The organism is Streptomyces sp. NRRL S-340 (assembly GCF_000720185.1).
Classification (GTDB): Bacteria; Actinomycetota; Actinomycetes; order Streptomycetales; family Streptomycetaceae; genus Streptomyces.
Genome location: NZ_JOIY01000041.1, coordinates 12,642 through 26,013, shown reverse-complemented (window position 1 = coordinate 26,013; position 13,372 = coordinate 12,642). Strand labels below are relative to the sequence as shown.

Here is a 13,372-nt window from a genome sequence, read left to right as displayed (position 1 = left end):
CTCAGCGGAACTCGTGGACCACCCGGATCTCGCCGACAATGTGGGCGTTGAAGTCGTCCAACTCCTCGGCCGGAACCCAGAGCTCGAGGATCGTCTGCCCGCCGGCCTGCTGGATGGGATACCGGCTCAAGAACTCCGACTCGACCTCAAAACGAGTGACGAAGCCAGCGCCATCGTGCTTCACGTTCCAGTCCCGCGCGATCCTGACCGCGTAGTCCTCGTTGAGGACCGGGTAGAAGATCGGCTGCTCGGGCAGTCGGGACGGCCAGGCACGCCAGTTCAGCTCGCGAACTAGATCCAGCTCCTTGGGGCCGGTGGGACGCCACAGGGTCGTAGTTGCTTGCTGGCTGGTCATCTGCATTGCTCTCTGAACGTAGGACCGTCAGTACGGCGGGGCGGAAGACCGGACGATACCGGCACCACGAACCCGGCAGCTACGCAGTTTCCGCACCCCTGCCCGCTCCGTGACCAGCAGTTACGGGACAACCCTTAGCTTGATCTTCAACCTGTGCGGCGGGGGCGTGGAGTGGTCGACTTCTTTGTTCCTCGTTGCGTCCGCTGTGTTGTGCGAGGTGTGTGCAGGTCGTGGCGGGGTGTGAGCCGGGTGTTCTTGCGTCCTGGTGGTCGTCCGGGGCCGGGCCGGGAGGGTTTCGGTGCCTGGGCCGGGCAGGTGGTCGACGGGCGGATGTGCCGGAAGTCGCGGCGGACACGGGCTGGGGCGAGTCTGTCCGGTGGGCTGGGTTTCTCCCAGGGCCGACGCCGGTCGGCTGCCAGCGGCCGGGCAAGCCGCAGCTGGGTGTAGGCGGCGATGATCAGCCAGGTCCATCGGTCAGCTGCCTCGGGGGTGCGGATCTTCGGTGCGGTCCATCCCAGCGTCTGCTTGAACAGGCGGAAGGTGTGCTCGATGTCGAAGCGCCGCAGGTAGGACTGCCGGAGGCGGTCGGTGTCTGCGAGGGTGGCATCAGTGCCTGACCACCACAGCCAGACCGGCTTGGGGATGGCTCCGCTGGGCAGGTGGTCGATGTCCAGGCGGATCACCGTGCCTTCGACGATGGGGAGGTTGCCGTCGGCCGCGGCCCAGGAGGAGCGGTGGGTCAGCTTGGGATGCAGCCGGTTCCAGGAGCGGGCTAGGGCGGTGCCGTAGAGCCGGGTGTCGGTGACGGTCTGGGTGTCTGGGGTGCCCCAGATGTCGGGCTGGCCGAAGACGAACTCGCCACCGTGGCGGGGTGGGCGGCCCATCGTGCCCGGTCGGCGGGGCGGGACGGCCCTGCGTAGGACCCGATCCGAGTGCATCCGGGCCAATACCCGCACGGGCAGATCCCGCAGGAGGAAGGCAAGACGGGGTGCGTCGTATCCGGCGTCCGCGATGACGAGGATGTCAGGGTCGCCAGCCTGCCACTGACCTGCCGTGATCAGTCGCTCGACCAGGTCGCGCAGTTGTCGGACGGTGACCGTGGCGGTGTCGTCTCCAGGTGCCAGTCGCAGCGCGTCCAGCGGCGCGGTCCATGAGCTGCGGCCGGGCTCGAGGGCGCGCATGATCGAGTAGGGCCAGCCGGGGACGGGGATGTGCTGATCCTTGCCCCGCCCGTAGGTGTGGCACAGGATCCGTTGCGGTGAGGTGTGAGCGTCCGGCCGCAGGCAGGAGGTGATGTCGATGGCCAGGACCAGCCGGCCGTCGGCAGCACGGGGAAGGGACACTGTGGCCAGGGCCCGCTGCAGCCGGTCCGCGTCCACCCGGCCACGGGCCACCGCCGCGTAAAGTCCGCCGTGACCGCGACGGTGTTCGCCCGCCAATGACAGCTCGGCCAGCGACCTGACCGGCCCGTCACCGCACAGGACAGCGTCGGCCAGCTCGAACAACACGTCCGAACGAGCAGTGAGACAGGCGTAGAACCCGCCCTGGAAGCGTGACAATTGCGTCGAAGCATCTTGCCGGGTGTCGCGATGCAGCAGACTCATCCTTGCGGCCTTCGTGCTGGACGTGTGTATTCCTTGGTCGGAGCACATGTTCAGACGAAGGCCGCTCCGGCGTACGCCGGATACCGAACCGAGTGATCAAGTTCGAGGCACCATTCGACGCCGGACGTTAAAGATCAAGCTAATGCGTCGGGCTTGGGCTGGGCGGTGCGCTGGTAGCGCCGCCGTCCTGCGAGGGACTTGGTGATGGGGACGCCGTGCCAGGTGTTGGCGCCGTAGGTGTCGTCCGGCTCGGCCCGCCGGCCCCGCCCGCGGTCGGCATGGATCGTGGCGGCGGTGACGCCGATCCAGGCGGCCTTACGTTCGCGGGCGGTGCATAGGCGCTGTGGCTCGAACTCGGGGCAGCCGCCGGATAAGAAGCGGCAAGTGTCCTAGAGACGGGCTGGGCATGAGATCCGGTTGCCGCAGCCGGAGGCCCAGAGGGGGGCTGAGCGCCGTGAGATCGGGTGGGGGGGAGGGCACCGGTCCCGCTCTTGGCGGTCGCCGTACCGGAGGGCGGATGCGCGGAAGTCTCGGCGGGCGTCGTTGCTTCCCGGTCGTCGCTTCCGCTAGTGCTCGATGTGACGGCAAGAGTCGCGCCCAGGGCCACGGAGAGGGCCAGGGCCGTGCCCGCTGCCAGGCGACGGCTGTGGCGGGCGCCGCCGGGAAGGTTGCGCCGGGTGACTGCCGCGTCCTGAGAGCGTATGTGCTCCTTCGTTGCGGGGTGAGCGGCCCGCGGCATCGGAAGGCGCGCCTCGGAGGGCGCCGAGAGCGGCAGGGGGTATGGATCACGGCCGGCGTGCCGGGAGGCGAGGGCTTGCGCGCACTGCTCGGCGTCCGGGCGGCCCTCGGGGTCCTGGGCGGTCATGGCCCGCAGCAGGGCCGCGAGTTCCGAGGGGAGCCAGCTGGGGACTTCGGGTGGGCGGTGCAGGCGGGCGACTGTCGCTTCCAGCGGGGTGCCCTGGTACTCCAGTTCGCCTTTCAAGCACTCCAGCAGGACCAGGCCGAGCGCGTAGACGTCGGCGGTCGGCCCGATCTGCCTGCCCTCAACCTGCTCCGGTGCAAGATAGGCGGCGGTGCCTATCAGCACGTCCGGTGCCGTATGGCGCGTGGCATTGGCCAGGCGCGCGATGCCGAAATCAGCCAGGTGAGGAGCACCGGACGCGTCGAGGAGGATGTTCGACGGTTTGATGTCACGGTGCACGACGCCGGCCCGGTGGACATAGGCCAGCACTCGCGCGAGGGCGGCGCCCACATCCATCACACGCCGCTCAGGCAGCGCTCCACACGCCAAAAGACTGCGCAGCGTGGGGCCCTTGATCAGTTGCATGACCAGGTAGGTGCGGTTGTCGTGGCGACCGGCGTCGTAGACGGTGACCAGTCCCGGGTGCTGCAGGCGGGCCAGAAGGACGGCCTCCGCGGTGAGACGGTCCTCCGTCTGCGGGTCTGGGCCGGGCCGGAACACCTTGACGGCCACGGACCGCCGAAGGCGCGTGTCAACGCCCTCGTACACGTCGGCCATGCCTCCCGATCCGATTCTCGCGCCCAACCGGTAGCGGCCGGAGAGAACTTCGGTGGGCTGCTCCTCCGCTGGAACCGGCGCTGGCATCGGTGGGACTGCTGATTGGCGGGCCTTCATCTGGTTCTCCGTTGCTGTCACCGCGTACCGGACTCGGGCAGGGGCCGTGCTGCGAGGCGGGTACCCTCAGCCTGTGTCGGATATCCGGACCAAGTCGGCGCAGCGACGGAACGGCCCCACTCCGGCGGGGCCGACTGAGTGTCTGACTGCGTGACAACGCCCACGGACAACGGCGGACGAGCGCGGATGCCAGTGGACCGTCAACGCAGGTGAGAGGTGCCCTAGCCCGACTCTGTCGGGAATCTTGAGGTTTCCCAGTGCGCCGGGGTGATCGGCGGGCATGCTCTGGATGTTCCGAGGGCCCATGCAGTTGTCGAGGTGTCCGTTGTCGCTCCGTCCTCGTTCCGGTGGGCAAGTCCCGCCTCTGGCCGCGTATATCGCGCGGGCGAGCAACCCGGATGGTGCGGCAGCTATGTGGGTGAGAGACCGCCTGGACGGGCTGTGGCGTGATGAGGACTTCGCCGACTGGTATCCGCGTGACGGGCGTCCGGGCCTATCTCCCGCCCAGCTGGCCACCGTCTGTGTGCTGCAGTTCGTGCGCTGCGCGGGCGGGGAGCAGACCGTCGCTGCGGGCGCCACGTACTGGATCCGGGGACCATCCCCGCGCGGGCGGGGAGCAGCGGGCGTCCTCGAGGACCGGGCGGGCGACAAGAGCAGGGCCTGCTGACCAGCTCACGCTCCGACGCGGGGCAGCGTCACTATTCCGATGCTGCGGTCCAGCGCGTGTCACTCATCCGACAGCTGTTCGACGCGGGTATGTCCAGCAGGGTGATCACGACTGTGCTGCCGTGTGTGGACGTCCCGGGTGACCTGGGCGTCGCCGAGGAGACGTTCACGGCGATGATGCGCGAGCGCGACCGGATCGACGCCGACATCGCGCACCTGATCGAGACCCGGGATGCACTCGACGTGCTGATCAGGGCCAACAGCCGACACCGGGCGGAGCTGTCCACGGCCCCGGAACCGGTGGCGCAGTCGGCCTGATGTGATCTGCGTCTCAGCCGGTTGTCCCTCACATCAATGTCAGAGGTGAGGATGGCGACAACGCCGGAATCACCGGGGCGGTCATACGAGAGGCGGCAGTAGATGGGGCAGGCGTGGGGTTTTGGCAGGTATGGCGGGCCCGAGGTACAGGAGTTCTTCGATCGTCCCGATCCCGTCCCCGGTCGCGGCGAGGTGCTGATCCGGGTCACCGTGGCCGGCGTGAATCCCCTCGACCACCTTCTGCGCTCGGGTCTGGTCGACGGGCTCGACGGCGGGCGTCCGTTTCCCCGCGTGCTGGGCATGGAGGCAGCCGGAACCGTTCTCGCCCGAGGCGAGGACGTCAACGGGCTCGAGGTGGGTGACGCGGTCTTCGGCTTCGTACTCACCGGTGGCGGCACCTACGCCGAGACGACGGTGCTGTCCGCGCCGAACACCGCGCGCATCCCGGAAGGTCTGTCCGCGACCGTGGCGGCAACGCTGCCAGTGGCCGGGACGACCGCGGTGGACGCACTCGACCAGCTCGGCCTTCCGGCCGGTGCCACGGTCCTGGTCAACGGGGTCGGAGGCGGGGTCGGCCTCGCCGTCGCCCGACTGGCCATCGGGCGCGAGCTGTGTGTGATCGGCACCGGGAGTACCGCCAAACGCGAGCACGCCGAGGCCATCGGGGTGCGGTTCATCGACTGCACCGCCGAGGACGTCGCCGCCGCGGCACGCGAGCTGGTTCCGGACGGCTTCGACGGGATCGTCGACCTGGCCGGAGGCACCTCGCTGCGGACGGTCGCTCCGCTGGCCCGGGATCCCCGCAACGTCATCGCTGTGGGTGATATGTCTGTGCCCGATCTCGGTGGGCGTTTCGTCGAGCGTCGCGTCGACCGCGAGAACCTGGAGCGGTCGGCCCGGCTGGCCCTCGACGGACTCCTCGCACCCGTAATCACCGCGGTCCATCCGCTCTCCGACGCCCCCGCCGCCCTCGCCACCGTCGAGAACGGTCACACCTCGGGCAAGGTCGTCATCAAGGTGGCATGAGAAGTGCCCGGTCGTCTGACGCTGTCGACCGTCCATTGCAGACTGACGAGAACCCGTGGCCAGCGCCTCATCAACTGAGCACGTCCACCTGTACGGGGTTGAGCACGTTCAGGCGTACGCCGACAGGCCGAGACGAGTCGGGCGGGTGGTGGCCGTCTGGACGACGACGTCCTCATCGTCAGTGCTGAGATGGCGGGGACGGCCTCCCGCCCACCGAGGGTCCAGGCAGGCCAGACCGGTCTCGTTGAACCGGTGGATCACGTCCCGCGCCGTGTCCTCGTCCGCCTGCACCAGCTGGGCGAGGACCGGGACCCGGACGAGGCCGAAGCGGCACGCCAGAAGCGCATCCGCTGGGAAGCCGCCATGGAACAAGCCCGCATCCGGTACGCGGAGGCGTACCGCGTCAGGCACCTAGAAGCTCAGGAAGCAGCATCGCGTCACGCCACCCGACTGACCCAATACGTGAGCACCGTACACACGCGAGTCGAGGCCATGCCTCCGGGCCAGGCCAGAACCGACACCGAAGAATGGATCAGCTGGGCAGCGGCCACCGTTGAGCGCCTCGACCCATTGAACACACCGCCCCGGCTGCCCGACATTCCCAAGCCACGAGCCGACGACCTGAAACCCTTCCTCGGGCACTGGAGCCCTTACGGTCCCACCTACTGAACGCCCGCACCGCACATTGTGCGCCCACAACCACAGTTCAGGAGCTCTCCGCGACCGGTTCAATCACGGCCCACCGACCTGGTGGGTCATCGGAAGATGTCGACCTGAGCGATCTACGGAAAACCCGAGGAGGTCGGATCCCATTTCGTGGCCCATCGCCATGCATGTGGGTGCCCAGGGAGTCAAACGGGCGTCACGGCCGACAGTCCGCCCTTTCAACCCGGTCGCTCCAGCCTTCGCCAACACTCTGCTCGACGCGACCGGCGTCCTCCTCGGCCAACTCCCGCTCAGTCGCGACCGGGTGTGGCTGGTCGTGTAAAGCGCAGACCTGACGGGACCGGCAGGTGGGCGACCCGTGGTGGAACGCTCCCTGTCAGCCGACCTGCTGCACCCTGATCACGTCGCTCACCCGAACCGTCCCGGCTGCAAGGACGCCCAGGTGGACACCGAGCACGATGCCGGGATCCGCCGGGAGTTCGTGGACGGTCGAAGTACGCGTCAGCTGGCCCGAAGACCGACCGCCAGCGTCAGTTCAAGGACCCGGTGTGGCGATGCGAGATCCGGAAACAGCTCCCGCAGCTGCGACATCCGGTACCGGACGGTCTGGGGATGGACGAACAACACCGCCGCCACCTCATCCCGCCTGCCCTGGTGCAGCAGCCAGGCCCGCAACGTCTCCTCCAGCCGCCGGGCGGTGGCCACAGGCAGAGCCCGCAACGGCGCGAGGGCACGGGCACGCAGGTCTGCGAACGCGTCCACGTCGGCGCTCAGCACCAGCTCGGGCAGGTGGTCCTCGGTGTCGCGGATACCGGAGGAGAGGGAGCGCGCGCGTACGGCTCGTGCGTACGAGGCGGACGCACGAGTCCATGGCCGGGCCGGGCCGGCCACGGCGGTGCGGTCGGTCAGCTGCCGCAAGAGATGTGATCGGGCGGCATCGGGGACGAGCAGCACACCGGTGGCGTCCGGCAGATCGTCGAGGACGAGGGTGCTCGGGTCGAGCGTGCGGTAGGCAGGCCGGGCCTGGGCGGCGGGCAACAGGACCGCGGTCAGCGAAACGGGAGGCTGCCACCCGGCCCGTTGAGCAGAGGCCAGCAGCACGTCCGGGCTCGCGCCGGCGAGGAGGTCGCGGGCCAGGTGCTCCAGGTGGCGCTCGTGGGCCCGGCCCCGGGCGGCCAGTTCGTCGGCGTGGCCCGCGGCGCTCGCGGCGGAGAGCTCGTCGATGTAGGCGAAGGTCAGCTCGGCGAACTTGGCGACCTCGGCGGCGGGCAGACCTGCGTGTACGGCACCCGCTGCCAGGCAACGCCAGGCCACGCGGGCGCCGACGCGGTAGGCACTGAGCAGAGCGTCCATCGAACGGCCGTCGCGGACCTCGCCGCGGCCCAGCTCGTAGGCTGCGTCACCGGCGTCGCCGCCTGTATCGTTGCCGCTCGCGAGGTCCAGGTAGTGCCCGAGGGCGGTGCGGACGGCTCGGCGGATGGTGGCGCCCATGTGGCCCGAAAGGGCGTTGGCGTAGGAGGGGACCTCGTCGATGATCGCCTGGACGACCTCGTCGGCGGTGGTCTTCAGCGCGGCCCTCAGTGCGGTGACCGTCGTCTCGTCCAGGGCCAGTTCGCTGGCCCTCCGGATTGCATGGCTCACGTTTTGTTCCCTGCGAACAATTCAGCCGACCAGATTTACGTCTTGCGGTCAGGACTTTACGCCTTGAGGCGCATCAAGCTGGAGTCATGATGAGTGCGGCCCTCCGCGGCAGGGCGTGGAAACTGCTGGAGATGGTCACGACGCCGCTGCTGCCGTCGGACTACCTCGACCTGGTCAGCCCGCTCCGTGCGGGCGCTGACCTGCGTGGGCGCATCGAGGCCGTGCACCCTGAGACGGGTGACGCCGCGACTATCGTGATCAGGCCGGGACGGGGCTGGCGCGGCCACACAGCCGGTCAGTACGTGCGGATCGGGGTCGACGTCGACGGCGTGCGCCTGTGGCGTGCCTACTCCATCACCTCGCCGACAAACCGTCAGGACGGCCGCGTCACGATCACTGTGAAGGCGATCCCGGACGGCAAGGTCAGCAACCACCTGGTCCGCAGGGCGAAACCGGGCACGCTGATCCAGCTCGACCAGGCGACCGGTGACTTCGTGCTGCCGCAGGCCAAGCCCGCCAAGGTGCTCTACCTGACGGCCGGCAGCGGCATCACGCCCGTGATGGGCATGCTGCGCGACGTCGAGTTCGACGACGTCGTCATGGTCCACTGCGCGCCACAGCCGCAAGACGTGATCTTCCGCAACGAACTGCACGACCTGGTCGCGGGCAGGAAGCTGCGGCTCACCGAGGTGCACACCGACACAGACGGCATGCTCGACATCGCCCGTCTCGACGAAGTCGTGCCCGACTGGGCCGAGCGCGAGACCTGGGCCTGCGGGCCTGCGGGCCTGCTCGACGCCGCCGAAGAGCACTGGAGCGGGCACGGCGTCCAACAGCGCCTGCACACAGAACGCTTCCGCCCCGGCATCGTCGCCGTCGGCGGCGGCGGCGAGGTCACGTTCAGCGCCACCGGCAAGACCGTCGACGCGGACGGCGCCACGCCGTTGCTGGACATCGGCGAGGAGGCCGGCGTGCTCATGCCCTCCGGGTGCCGCATGGGCATCTGCTTCGGCTGCGTCACGGCGCTCAAGGCGGGCGCCGTCCGCGACCTGCGCACCGGCGAGATCACCGAAGCCGAGCCGGGCGTCCTCATCCAGACCTGCGTGTCCGCCGCGGCGGGCCCCTGCGACATCGACCGGTAGGAGCACCTTGACCGCCATCGACCCCACCGCCCACCTGACCGCGGAGCAGATCGAGGAGCTTGGCCGCGAGCTGGACGCGATCCGCGATGAGGTGATCGCCGGCCGCGGCGAGAGGGACGCCGCCTACATCCGTAGGGTCATCTCGGCGCAGCGCACGCTCGAACTGGTCAGCAGGGGCGTGCTGCTGTTCTCGATCTTCCCGCCCGCGTGGCTGCTCGGCACCGCCGGTCTGTCCGTGGCGAAGATCATGGACAACATGGAGATCGGCCACAACATCCTGCACGGCCAGTGGGACTGGATGCGGGACCCGAAGATCCACTCCACCACCTGGGAATGGGATCACGTCTCGCCGGCCGACCAGTGGAAGCACTCGCACAACGAGCTGCACCACACGTACACCAACGTGATCGGCAAGGACAACGACCTCGGCTACGGCATCATGCGCGTCGACGAGGACCAGAAGTGGCACCCGTTCCACCTCGGCCAGCCGCTGTGGAACTTCATCAACGCCTGCTTCTTCGAGTACGGCATCGCAGCTTACGACCTGGAGCTCGGCAAGAACCTGAACAAGCGCCGCCGCAAGAACCCGGAGTTCCGCGCGCGGGCCAAGGCCGTGGGCCGCAAGATCCGCAAGCAGGTGCTCAAGGACTACGTGATCCACCCGCTGCTGTCGGGCCCCTCGTTCCTCCCCACGCTCGCCGCCACGTTCACCGCGAACCTGGTCCGCAACCTCTGGTCCCACTCGGTGATCATGTGCGGGCACTTCCCCGAGGGCGTACAGGTCTTCGAGCGCCGGTCGATCAAGGGCGAGACACGCGGCCAGTGGTACCTGCGCCAGATGATGGGCTCGGCGAACATCAGCGGCAACAGGGCCATGCACTTCATGACCGGCAACCTGTCGCACCAGATCGAGCACCACCTGTTCCCGGACCTGCCGAGCAACCGGTACGCCGAGGTCGCGGTGAAGGTGCGCGCGCTGTTCGAGAAGTACGAGCTGGAGTACGTCACCGGACCGCTGCCCAAACAGGTGCTCTCCGCGTGGCGCAAGGTCTTCCGGCTCTCGCTGCCGAACAAGAAGCCCGAGGTCAAGACGCCGGACCGTGAGCAGGAACTCGTCGCCGCCTGATTGTTACAAGCGCCTGGCTCACGAACCCGAGGCCAGGCGCCCTTGTTCCCAGACTCCAGAATCGCCCACGCACTCCACGTGATGCGTCATCGGAAAAGGCCAGGCCAGAGCCCGCTTGCAGGCTCGTGGTACCGCGATCTGGCGCCCAGAGCGTCATGAACAGCTCGCCCCATGGTGCGCTCGACCGGGTGCTTGCCTGGGCGAGCACCCGGTGGGTCTGTCAAACCAACCCGATCCGCGAGTGACCTGGGCGAGTCCGGTGTGTGAGGCGAGGTGGCCTGCTGAGTGACGGCTCGGCCGTCGCAGGTCATCACGGCCGGCAGGTGCGCGGTCGGTCGACACTCACATGATCACCGGGACTCCGCAACGCCCCTGTCCTGCGGACTGCTGCGCTCAGGACTGGTCGTACCAGGAGAACGCCGCGATCCGCCAGCCTTCCGGGGTGCGGACAAACTGGAAGGTCTTGGTCCCGCCGCCCTCGAACGGCCTGCCGTCCAGGGCGCCGGCCTTGCGGTACTCGCCGAAGCGCGACGCGATGTCGTTCGCGATCTCTGTCCGCTCGGAGGTCTCCCACTCCGAGAACTCGACCAACCGCCCTTTGGAGAGCAGGCGTTCGCGAGGCTCAATGAACTCGTCGATGGTGAAGACCGAGTACTTCGGCCCGGTCAGCACGATTACGCCCCCCGGAATGACCAGCCGGCGGATCCGGGCCACGTCCGCGGTCTTGCCGCCGTGGTTGTCGAAGGCCTGGTGTGGGCCTCCAAGCGCTACGGAGACCCCGCAATCCTTCGTGAGCTGGCTGCAGACAGCTACGACCGCGCTTACTGCCCGGCCGGAGTAGTGCGCCGACTCGGCGCGATGATCCTCGGTGGCTCACGCGCAGACGCACTGCGGAAGCTTCGGGTGCCGACTCTGGTGATCCATGGCTTGGCTGACACGCTGATTGGCCCCAGTGGTGGGAAACGCACCGCAGACCTGGTGCCCGGAGCGAAGCTCTTGTTGATCCCCGGCATGGGACACGACCGCCCCCCGCGAACTCTGGTCCGGGATGATCGACGCTCTGGAGGCGCACTCCAACTGAGTACTCCTTACCCTGCACACAAGGCGCCAGGCCGAGGCTGATTCTTGCCACCTGGCGCCTTCGGCATCTTCGTTGAGAAAACCTCAGTGGTTGTGACCAGCACTTGCACAACAGCTAGCCGCCGCAGGTCAGGTCCTTCGCGGGCAGCCGGCCCGTGGTCAGGTACCGCGTGACGTCGACGTCCGCACAGGACGGGCCGGCCACCACCACGCCGTGGCCCTCACCACCGGCCACCGTGACCATCCGCGCACCGTGCAGCGCCCGCCGCATGCCCTGCGCCATGGCCAGCGTCGCCTGCGGGTCCCACTCGTTCTGCACGATCAGCGCGTTGACGTCGTTGCTCACCACGGTGGCCGGCTCGCTTCTCGCTGACTTCCAGAACGCGCACGGCTGAATGTTGGCCCCCAGGTCGCCGGCCAGCGGGTACTCGGCTCGGTCTCGGATCGCGTCCCGGCGGTACAGCTCGGGGTTGCGCGGCCAGCTGCGGGTGTCGCCGCAGAAGACGGCCCACACGGCAGCGGACTGGTTGTCCGCCGGGACGTCCGCACCAGACGTTGCCGCCCCCGCTTCGGCGGACCGGACCGGGACGGAGTCGGGCACCGCCGACGCGGTAGGCGTGGCCGGCGCGGGCGCTCCGCCCGCGGCCGCGGCCTTCAACGCGACGATCCACGGGGTGACGGTCGCCACGTGGACGAACGCGCCGTACTCGGAACGGATGGCGCCACCGCTGAGCGCCCCGCCCTTCGTCGGGACGGGCGTGCGGTCGGCGCGGGCGATGAGTTCCCCGTACGTCTTGCGGACCTCCGCCGGGGTCGTGCCCAGCCCGTACGTGGCGTTGCGCGCAGCGGCCCACTCGGTCCACCGGGTGAAGGCGAGTTCGGCCCCCGCCGACCACCCCCGGAACATCCCTCGCCACGCGAGCGTCGGATCGAGCGCACTGTCGAGCACGAACCGGTCCGAATGCCGGGGGAACATCTGCGTGTAGACGGCGCCCAGGTACGTGCCGTACGAGTACCCGAAGTAGGAGATCTTCCTCTCTCCCAGTGCCGCCCGGACAACGTCCATGTCCCGTGCCGTGTTGCGGGTGGTGATGTGCGGCAGCGCGTCCCCCGCCTTGGCCCAGCATTTGTCGGCCACGGTCCGGGCCCGGGCCACGTCCTTCGCGAACGTCCTTGCGGTGTAGGGGTGCTGGAAGGTCTGTTCGTCGCCCGTCAGGTCGCAGCCGATCGGCGAGCTCTGCCCGACCCCGCGCGGGTCGAAGCCGACCAGGTCGAACCGTTCTCGTACCTCCGCCGACAGCAGCGGCTCCATCTCCAGGGGCATGGTCAGCCCCGGAACGCCCGGGCCCCCGGGATTCATCAGCAGCACGCCGTGCCGCTCTTTCGCACTGCCCGCCTTGATCCGCGATATCGCCAGGTCGATCTTCCGGCCCCCGAGGTGGCTGTAGTCCAGCGGCACCTTCACCTTCGCGCACTCGAACGCCGCCGGTCCGCTCGCATCGCAGCGCTCCCAACGGATTTTCTGCTGTGCGTACTGCTGGAGCGGATCCTCCGCCGCCAACGCCGTCGCGGGAGTGAGCCCTGCCATCACGACCGTCGCCGCCCCGACCGTCAGTACGGAAATCGTTCGTCCGCTTCGTAGAGTCATGCCAGTCCTCTGCGCAGAATCAGTGTCTCGGATCGCCTCCAGTGTCTGTTCCACGCCACTCGCACCTCGTACGGCGCGGGGATGGGGTCGTGATCCAACTTGTGGCGTACGGCGACGCACCGGCCTCCTGCTGAGGTCCTGACCTTTGTCGTTCGTCGCTCCGGGTAGGCAACCGATCGGCCACCCGCCGGCCGTCACGCCGTGGACGCCCTGGCCCGCAGCGCGGCGATGGCGCAAGCGGTCGCAGCGCCGACGGCGCGGCCGATCGCTGTGTCGTCGGCGCCCGGGCGGGAGCGGGTGCACACGGTTGCCGCGTTCCGGCATCCGCCGGGGTGGGTGACGACGCCGGTTTTGGCGCGCACCACACCGGCAGGGCTGCCGCTCCTCGCGACCGTCCGCACCGGCGGGCGGCAGCCAACGTCACTGCTTCGTCGCTTAGTTGGCTGCCCACCGCCGTCCGCACT

The 13,372-nt window shown here is 68.8% G+C and carries 11 protein-coding genes and 2 pseudogenes; 6 read left to right on the top strand and 7 right to left on the bottom strand.

Annotated features, from left to right (window positions below; translation table 11 throughout):
- Position 1: 1 nt before the first annotated feature.
- From IG64_RS28700 to IG64_RS43335, 3 genes are all read right to left on the bottom strand, one after another.
- Positions 2 to 355: a hypothetical protein gene (locus tag IG64_RS28700; protein ID WP_037861523.1), complete on the bottom strand. Its 354-nt coding sequence runs from the start codon at positions 353 to 355 to the stop codon at positions 2 to 4.
- Positions 356 to 501: 146 nt separating this feature from the next.
- Positions 502 to 1,959, bottom strand: a complete 1,458-nt coding sequence (locus tag IG64_RS28695; protein WP_037861442.1) for an NF041680 family putative transposase — start codon at positions 1,957 to 1,959, stop codon at positions 502 to 504.
- 139 nt (positions 1,960 to 2,098) lie between these two features.
- Complete coding sequence (locus IG64_RS43335; RefSeq protein WP_158771663.1) at positions 2,099 to 3,478, bottom strand: serine/threonine-protein kinase; 1,380 nt, start codon at positions 3,476 to 3,478, stop codon at positions 2,099 to 2,101.
- Between the two features lie 612 nt (positions 3,479 to 4,090).
- On the opposite strand from IG64_RS43335, the gene IG64_RS28680 reads away from it, so the two are divergent.
- Complete coding sequence (locus IG64_RS28680) at positions 4,091 to 4,579, top strand: MerR family transcriptional regulator (RefSeq protein ID WP_420710003.1); 489 nt, start codon at positions 4,091 to 4,093, stop codon at positions 4,577 to 4,579.
- 102 nt (positions 4,580 to 4,681) lie between these two features.
- Positions 4,682 to 5,605, top strand: coding sequence for an NADP-dependent oxidoreductase (locus IG64_RS28675; protein WP_037861438.1), 924 nt, complete (start codon positions 4,682 to 4,684; stop codon positions 5,603 to 5,605).
- A 126-nt stretch (positions 5,606 to 5,731) separates the two neighbouring features.
- Here IG64_RS28675 and IG64_RS28670 read toward each other — a convergent pair.
- Positions 5,732 to 5,929, bottom strand: a pseudogene (locus tag IG64_RS28670) (helix-turn-helix domain-containing protein); the annotation flags it as partial.
- On the opposite strand from IG64_RS28670, the gene IG64_RS42450 reads away from it, so the two are divergent.
- Complete coding sequence (locus IG64_RS42450; protein ID WP_234438646.1) at positions 5,858 to 6,274, top strand: hypothetical protein; 417 nt, start codon at positions 5,858 to 5,860, stop codon at positions 6,272 to 6,274. The pseudogene IG64_RS28670 and the gene IG64_RS42450 overlap by 72 nt on opposite strands.
- A 498-nt stretch (positions 6,275 to 6,772) precedes the next feature.
- Here IG64_RS42450 and IG64_RS28665 read toward each other — a convergent pair whose 3' ends face one another.
- Positions 6,773 to 7,912, bottom strand: coding sequence for a PucR family transcriptional regulator (locus tag IG64_RS28665; protein ID WP_037861433.1), 1,140 nt, complete (start codon positions 7,910 to 7,912; stop codon positions 6,773 to 6,775).
- A gap of 86 nt (positions 7,913 to 7,998) precedes the next feature.
- Here IG64_RS28665 and IG64_RS28660 point away from each other — a divergent pair, with 86 nt between their 5' ends.
- Entirely contained in the window at positions 7,999 to 9,054 is a 1,056-nt protein-coding gene (locus IG64_RS28660) for a ferredoxin reductase (protein WP_037861431.1), read from the top strand.
- Positions 9,055 to 9,061: 7 nt separating this feature from the next.
- Positions 9,062 to 10,180 (top strand): fatty acid desaturase family protein, encoded by a 1,119-nt coding sequence (locus IG64_RS28655; RefSeq protein WP_037861429.1) that lies wholly within the window; start codon positions 9,062 to 9,064, stop codon positions 10,178 to 10,180.
- 393 nt (positions 10,181 to 10,573) lie between these two features.
- Here the strand turns inward: IG64_RS28655 and IG64_RS28650 are convergent, their stop codons facing one another.
- Positions 10,574 to 10,894 (bottom strand): DUF4440 domain-containing protein, encoded by a 321-nt coding sequence (locus tag IG64_RS28650; protein WP_078884274.1) that lies wholly within the window; start codon positions 10,892 to 10,894, stop codon positions 10,574 to 10,576.
- A 30-nt stretch (positions 10,895 to 10,924) separates the two neighbouring features.
- Between IG64_RS28650 and IG64_RS42445 the strand changes: the two are divergent.
- Positions 10,925 to 11,261: pseudogene (locus tag IG64_RS42445) on the top strand (alpha/beta fold hydrolase); the annotation flags it as partial.
- A 114-nt stretch (positions 11,262 to 11,375) separates the two neighbouring features.
- On the opposite strand, the gene IG64_RS28645 reads toward IG64_RS42445, so the two are convergent.
- Positions 11,376 to 12,908 carry an alpha/beta hydrolase gene (locus IG64_RS28645; RefSeq protein ID WP_037861427.1) on the bottom strand — a complete coding sequence of 511 codons (1,533 nt, stop codon included), beginning with the start codon at positions 12,906 to 12,908 and terminating at the stop codon, positions 11,376 to 11,378.
- Between the last annotated feature and the right edge of the window lie 464 nt (positions 12,909 to 13,372).

Bases quoted from the DNA above. Each gene is read 5' to 3' on its own strand.
- IG64_RS28700 (WP_037861523.1), bottom strand. From the start codon at position 355: ATGACCAGCCAGCAAGCAACTACGACCCTGTGGCGTCCCACCGGCCCC.
- IG64_RS28645 (WP_037861427.1), bottom strand. From the start codon at position 12,908: ATGACTCTACGAAGCGGACGAACGATTTCCGTACTGACGGTCGGGGCG.
- IG64_RS43335 (WP_158771663.1), bottom strand. From the start codon at position 3,478: ATGGCCGACGTGTACGAGGGCGTTGACACGCGCCTTCGGCGGTCCGTG.
- IG64_RS28675 (WP_037861438.1), top strand. From the start codon at position 4,682: ATGGGGCAGGCGTGGGGTTTTGGCAGGTATGGCGGGCCCGAGGTACAG.
- IG64_RS28695 (WP_037861442.1), bottom strand. From the start codon at position 1,959: ATGAGTCTGCTGCATCGCGACACCCGGCAAGATGCTTCGACGCAATTG.
- IG64_RS28660 (WP_037861431.1), top strand. From the start codon at position 7,999: ATGATGAGTGCGGCCCTCCGCGGCAGGGCGTGGAAACTGCTGGAGATG.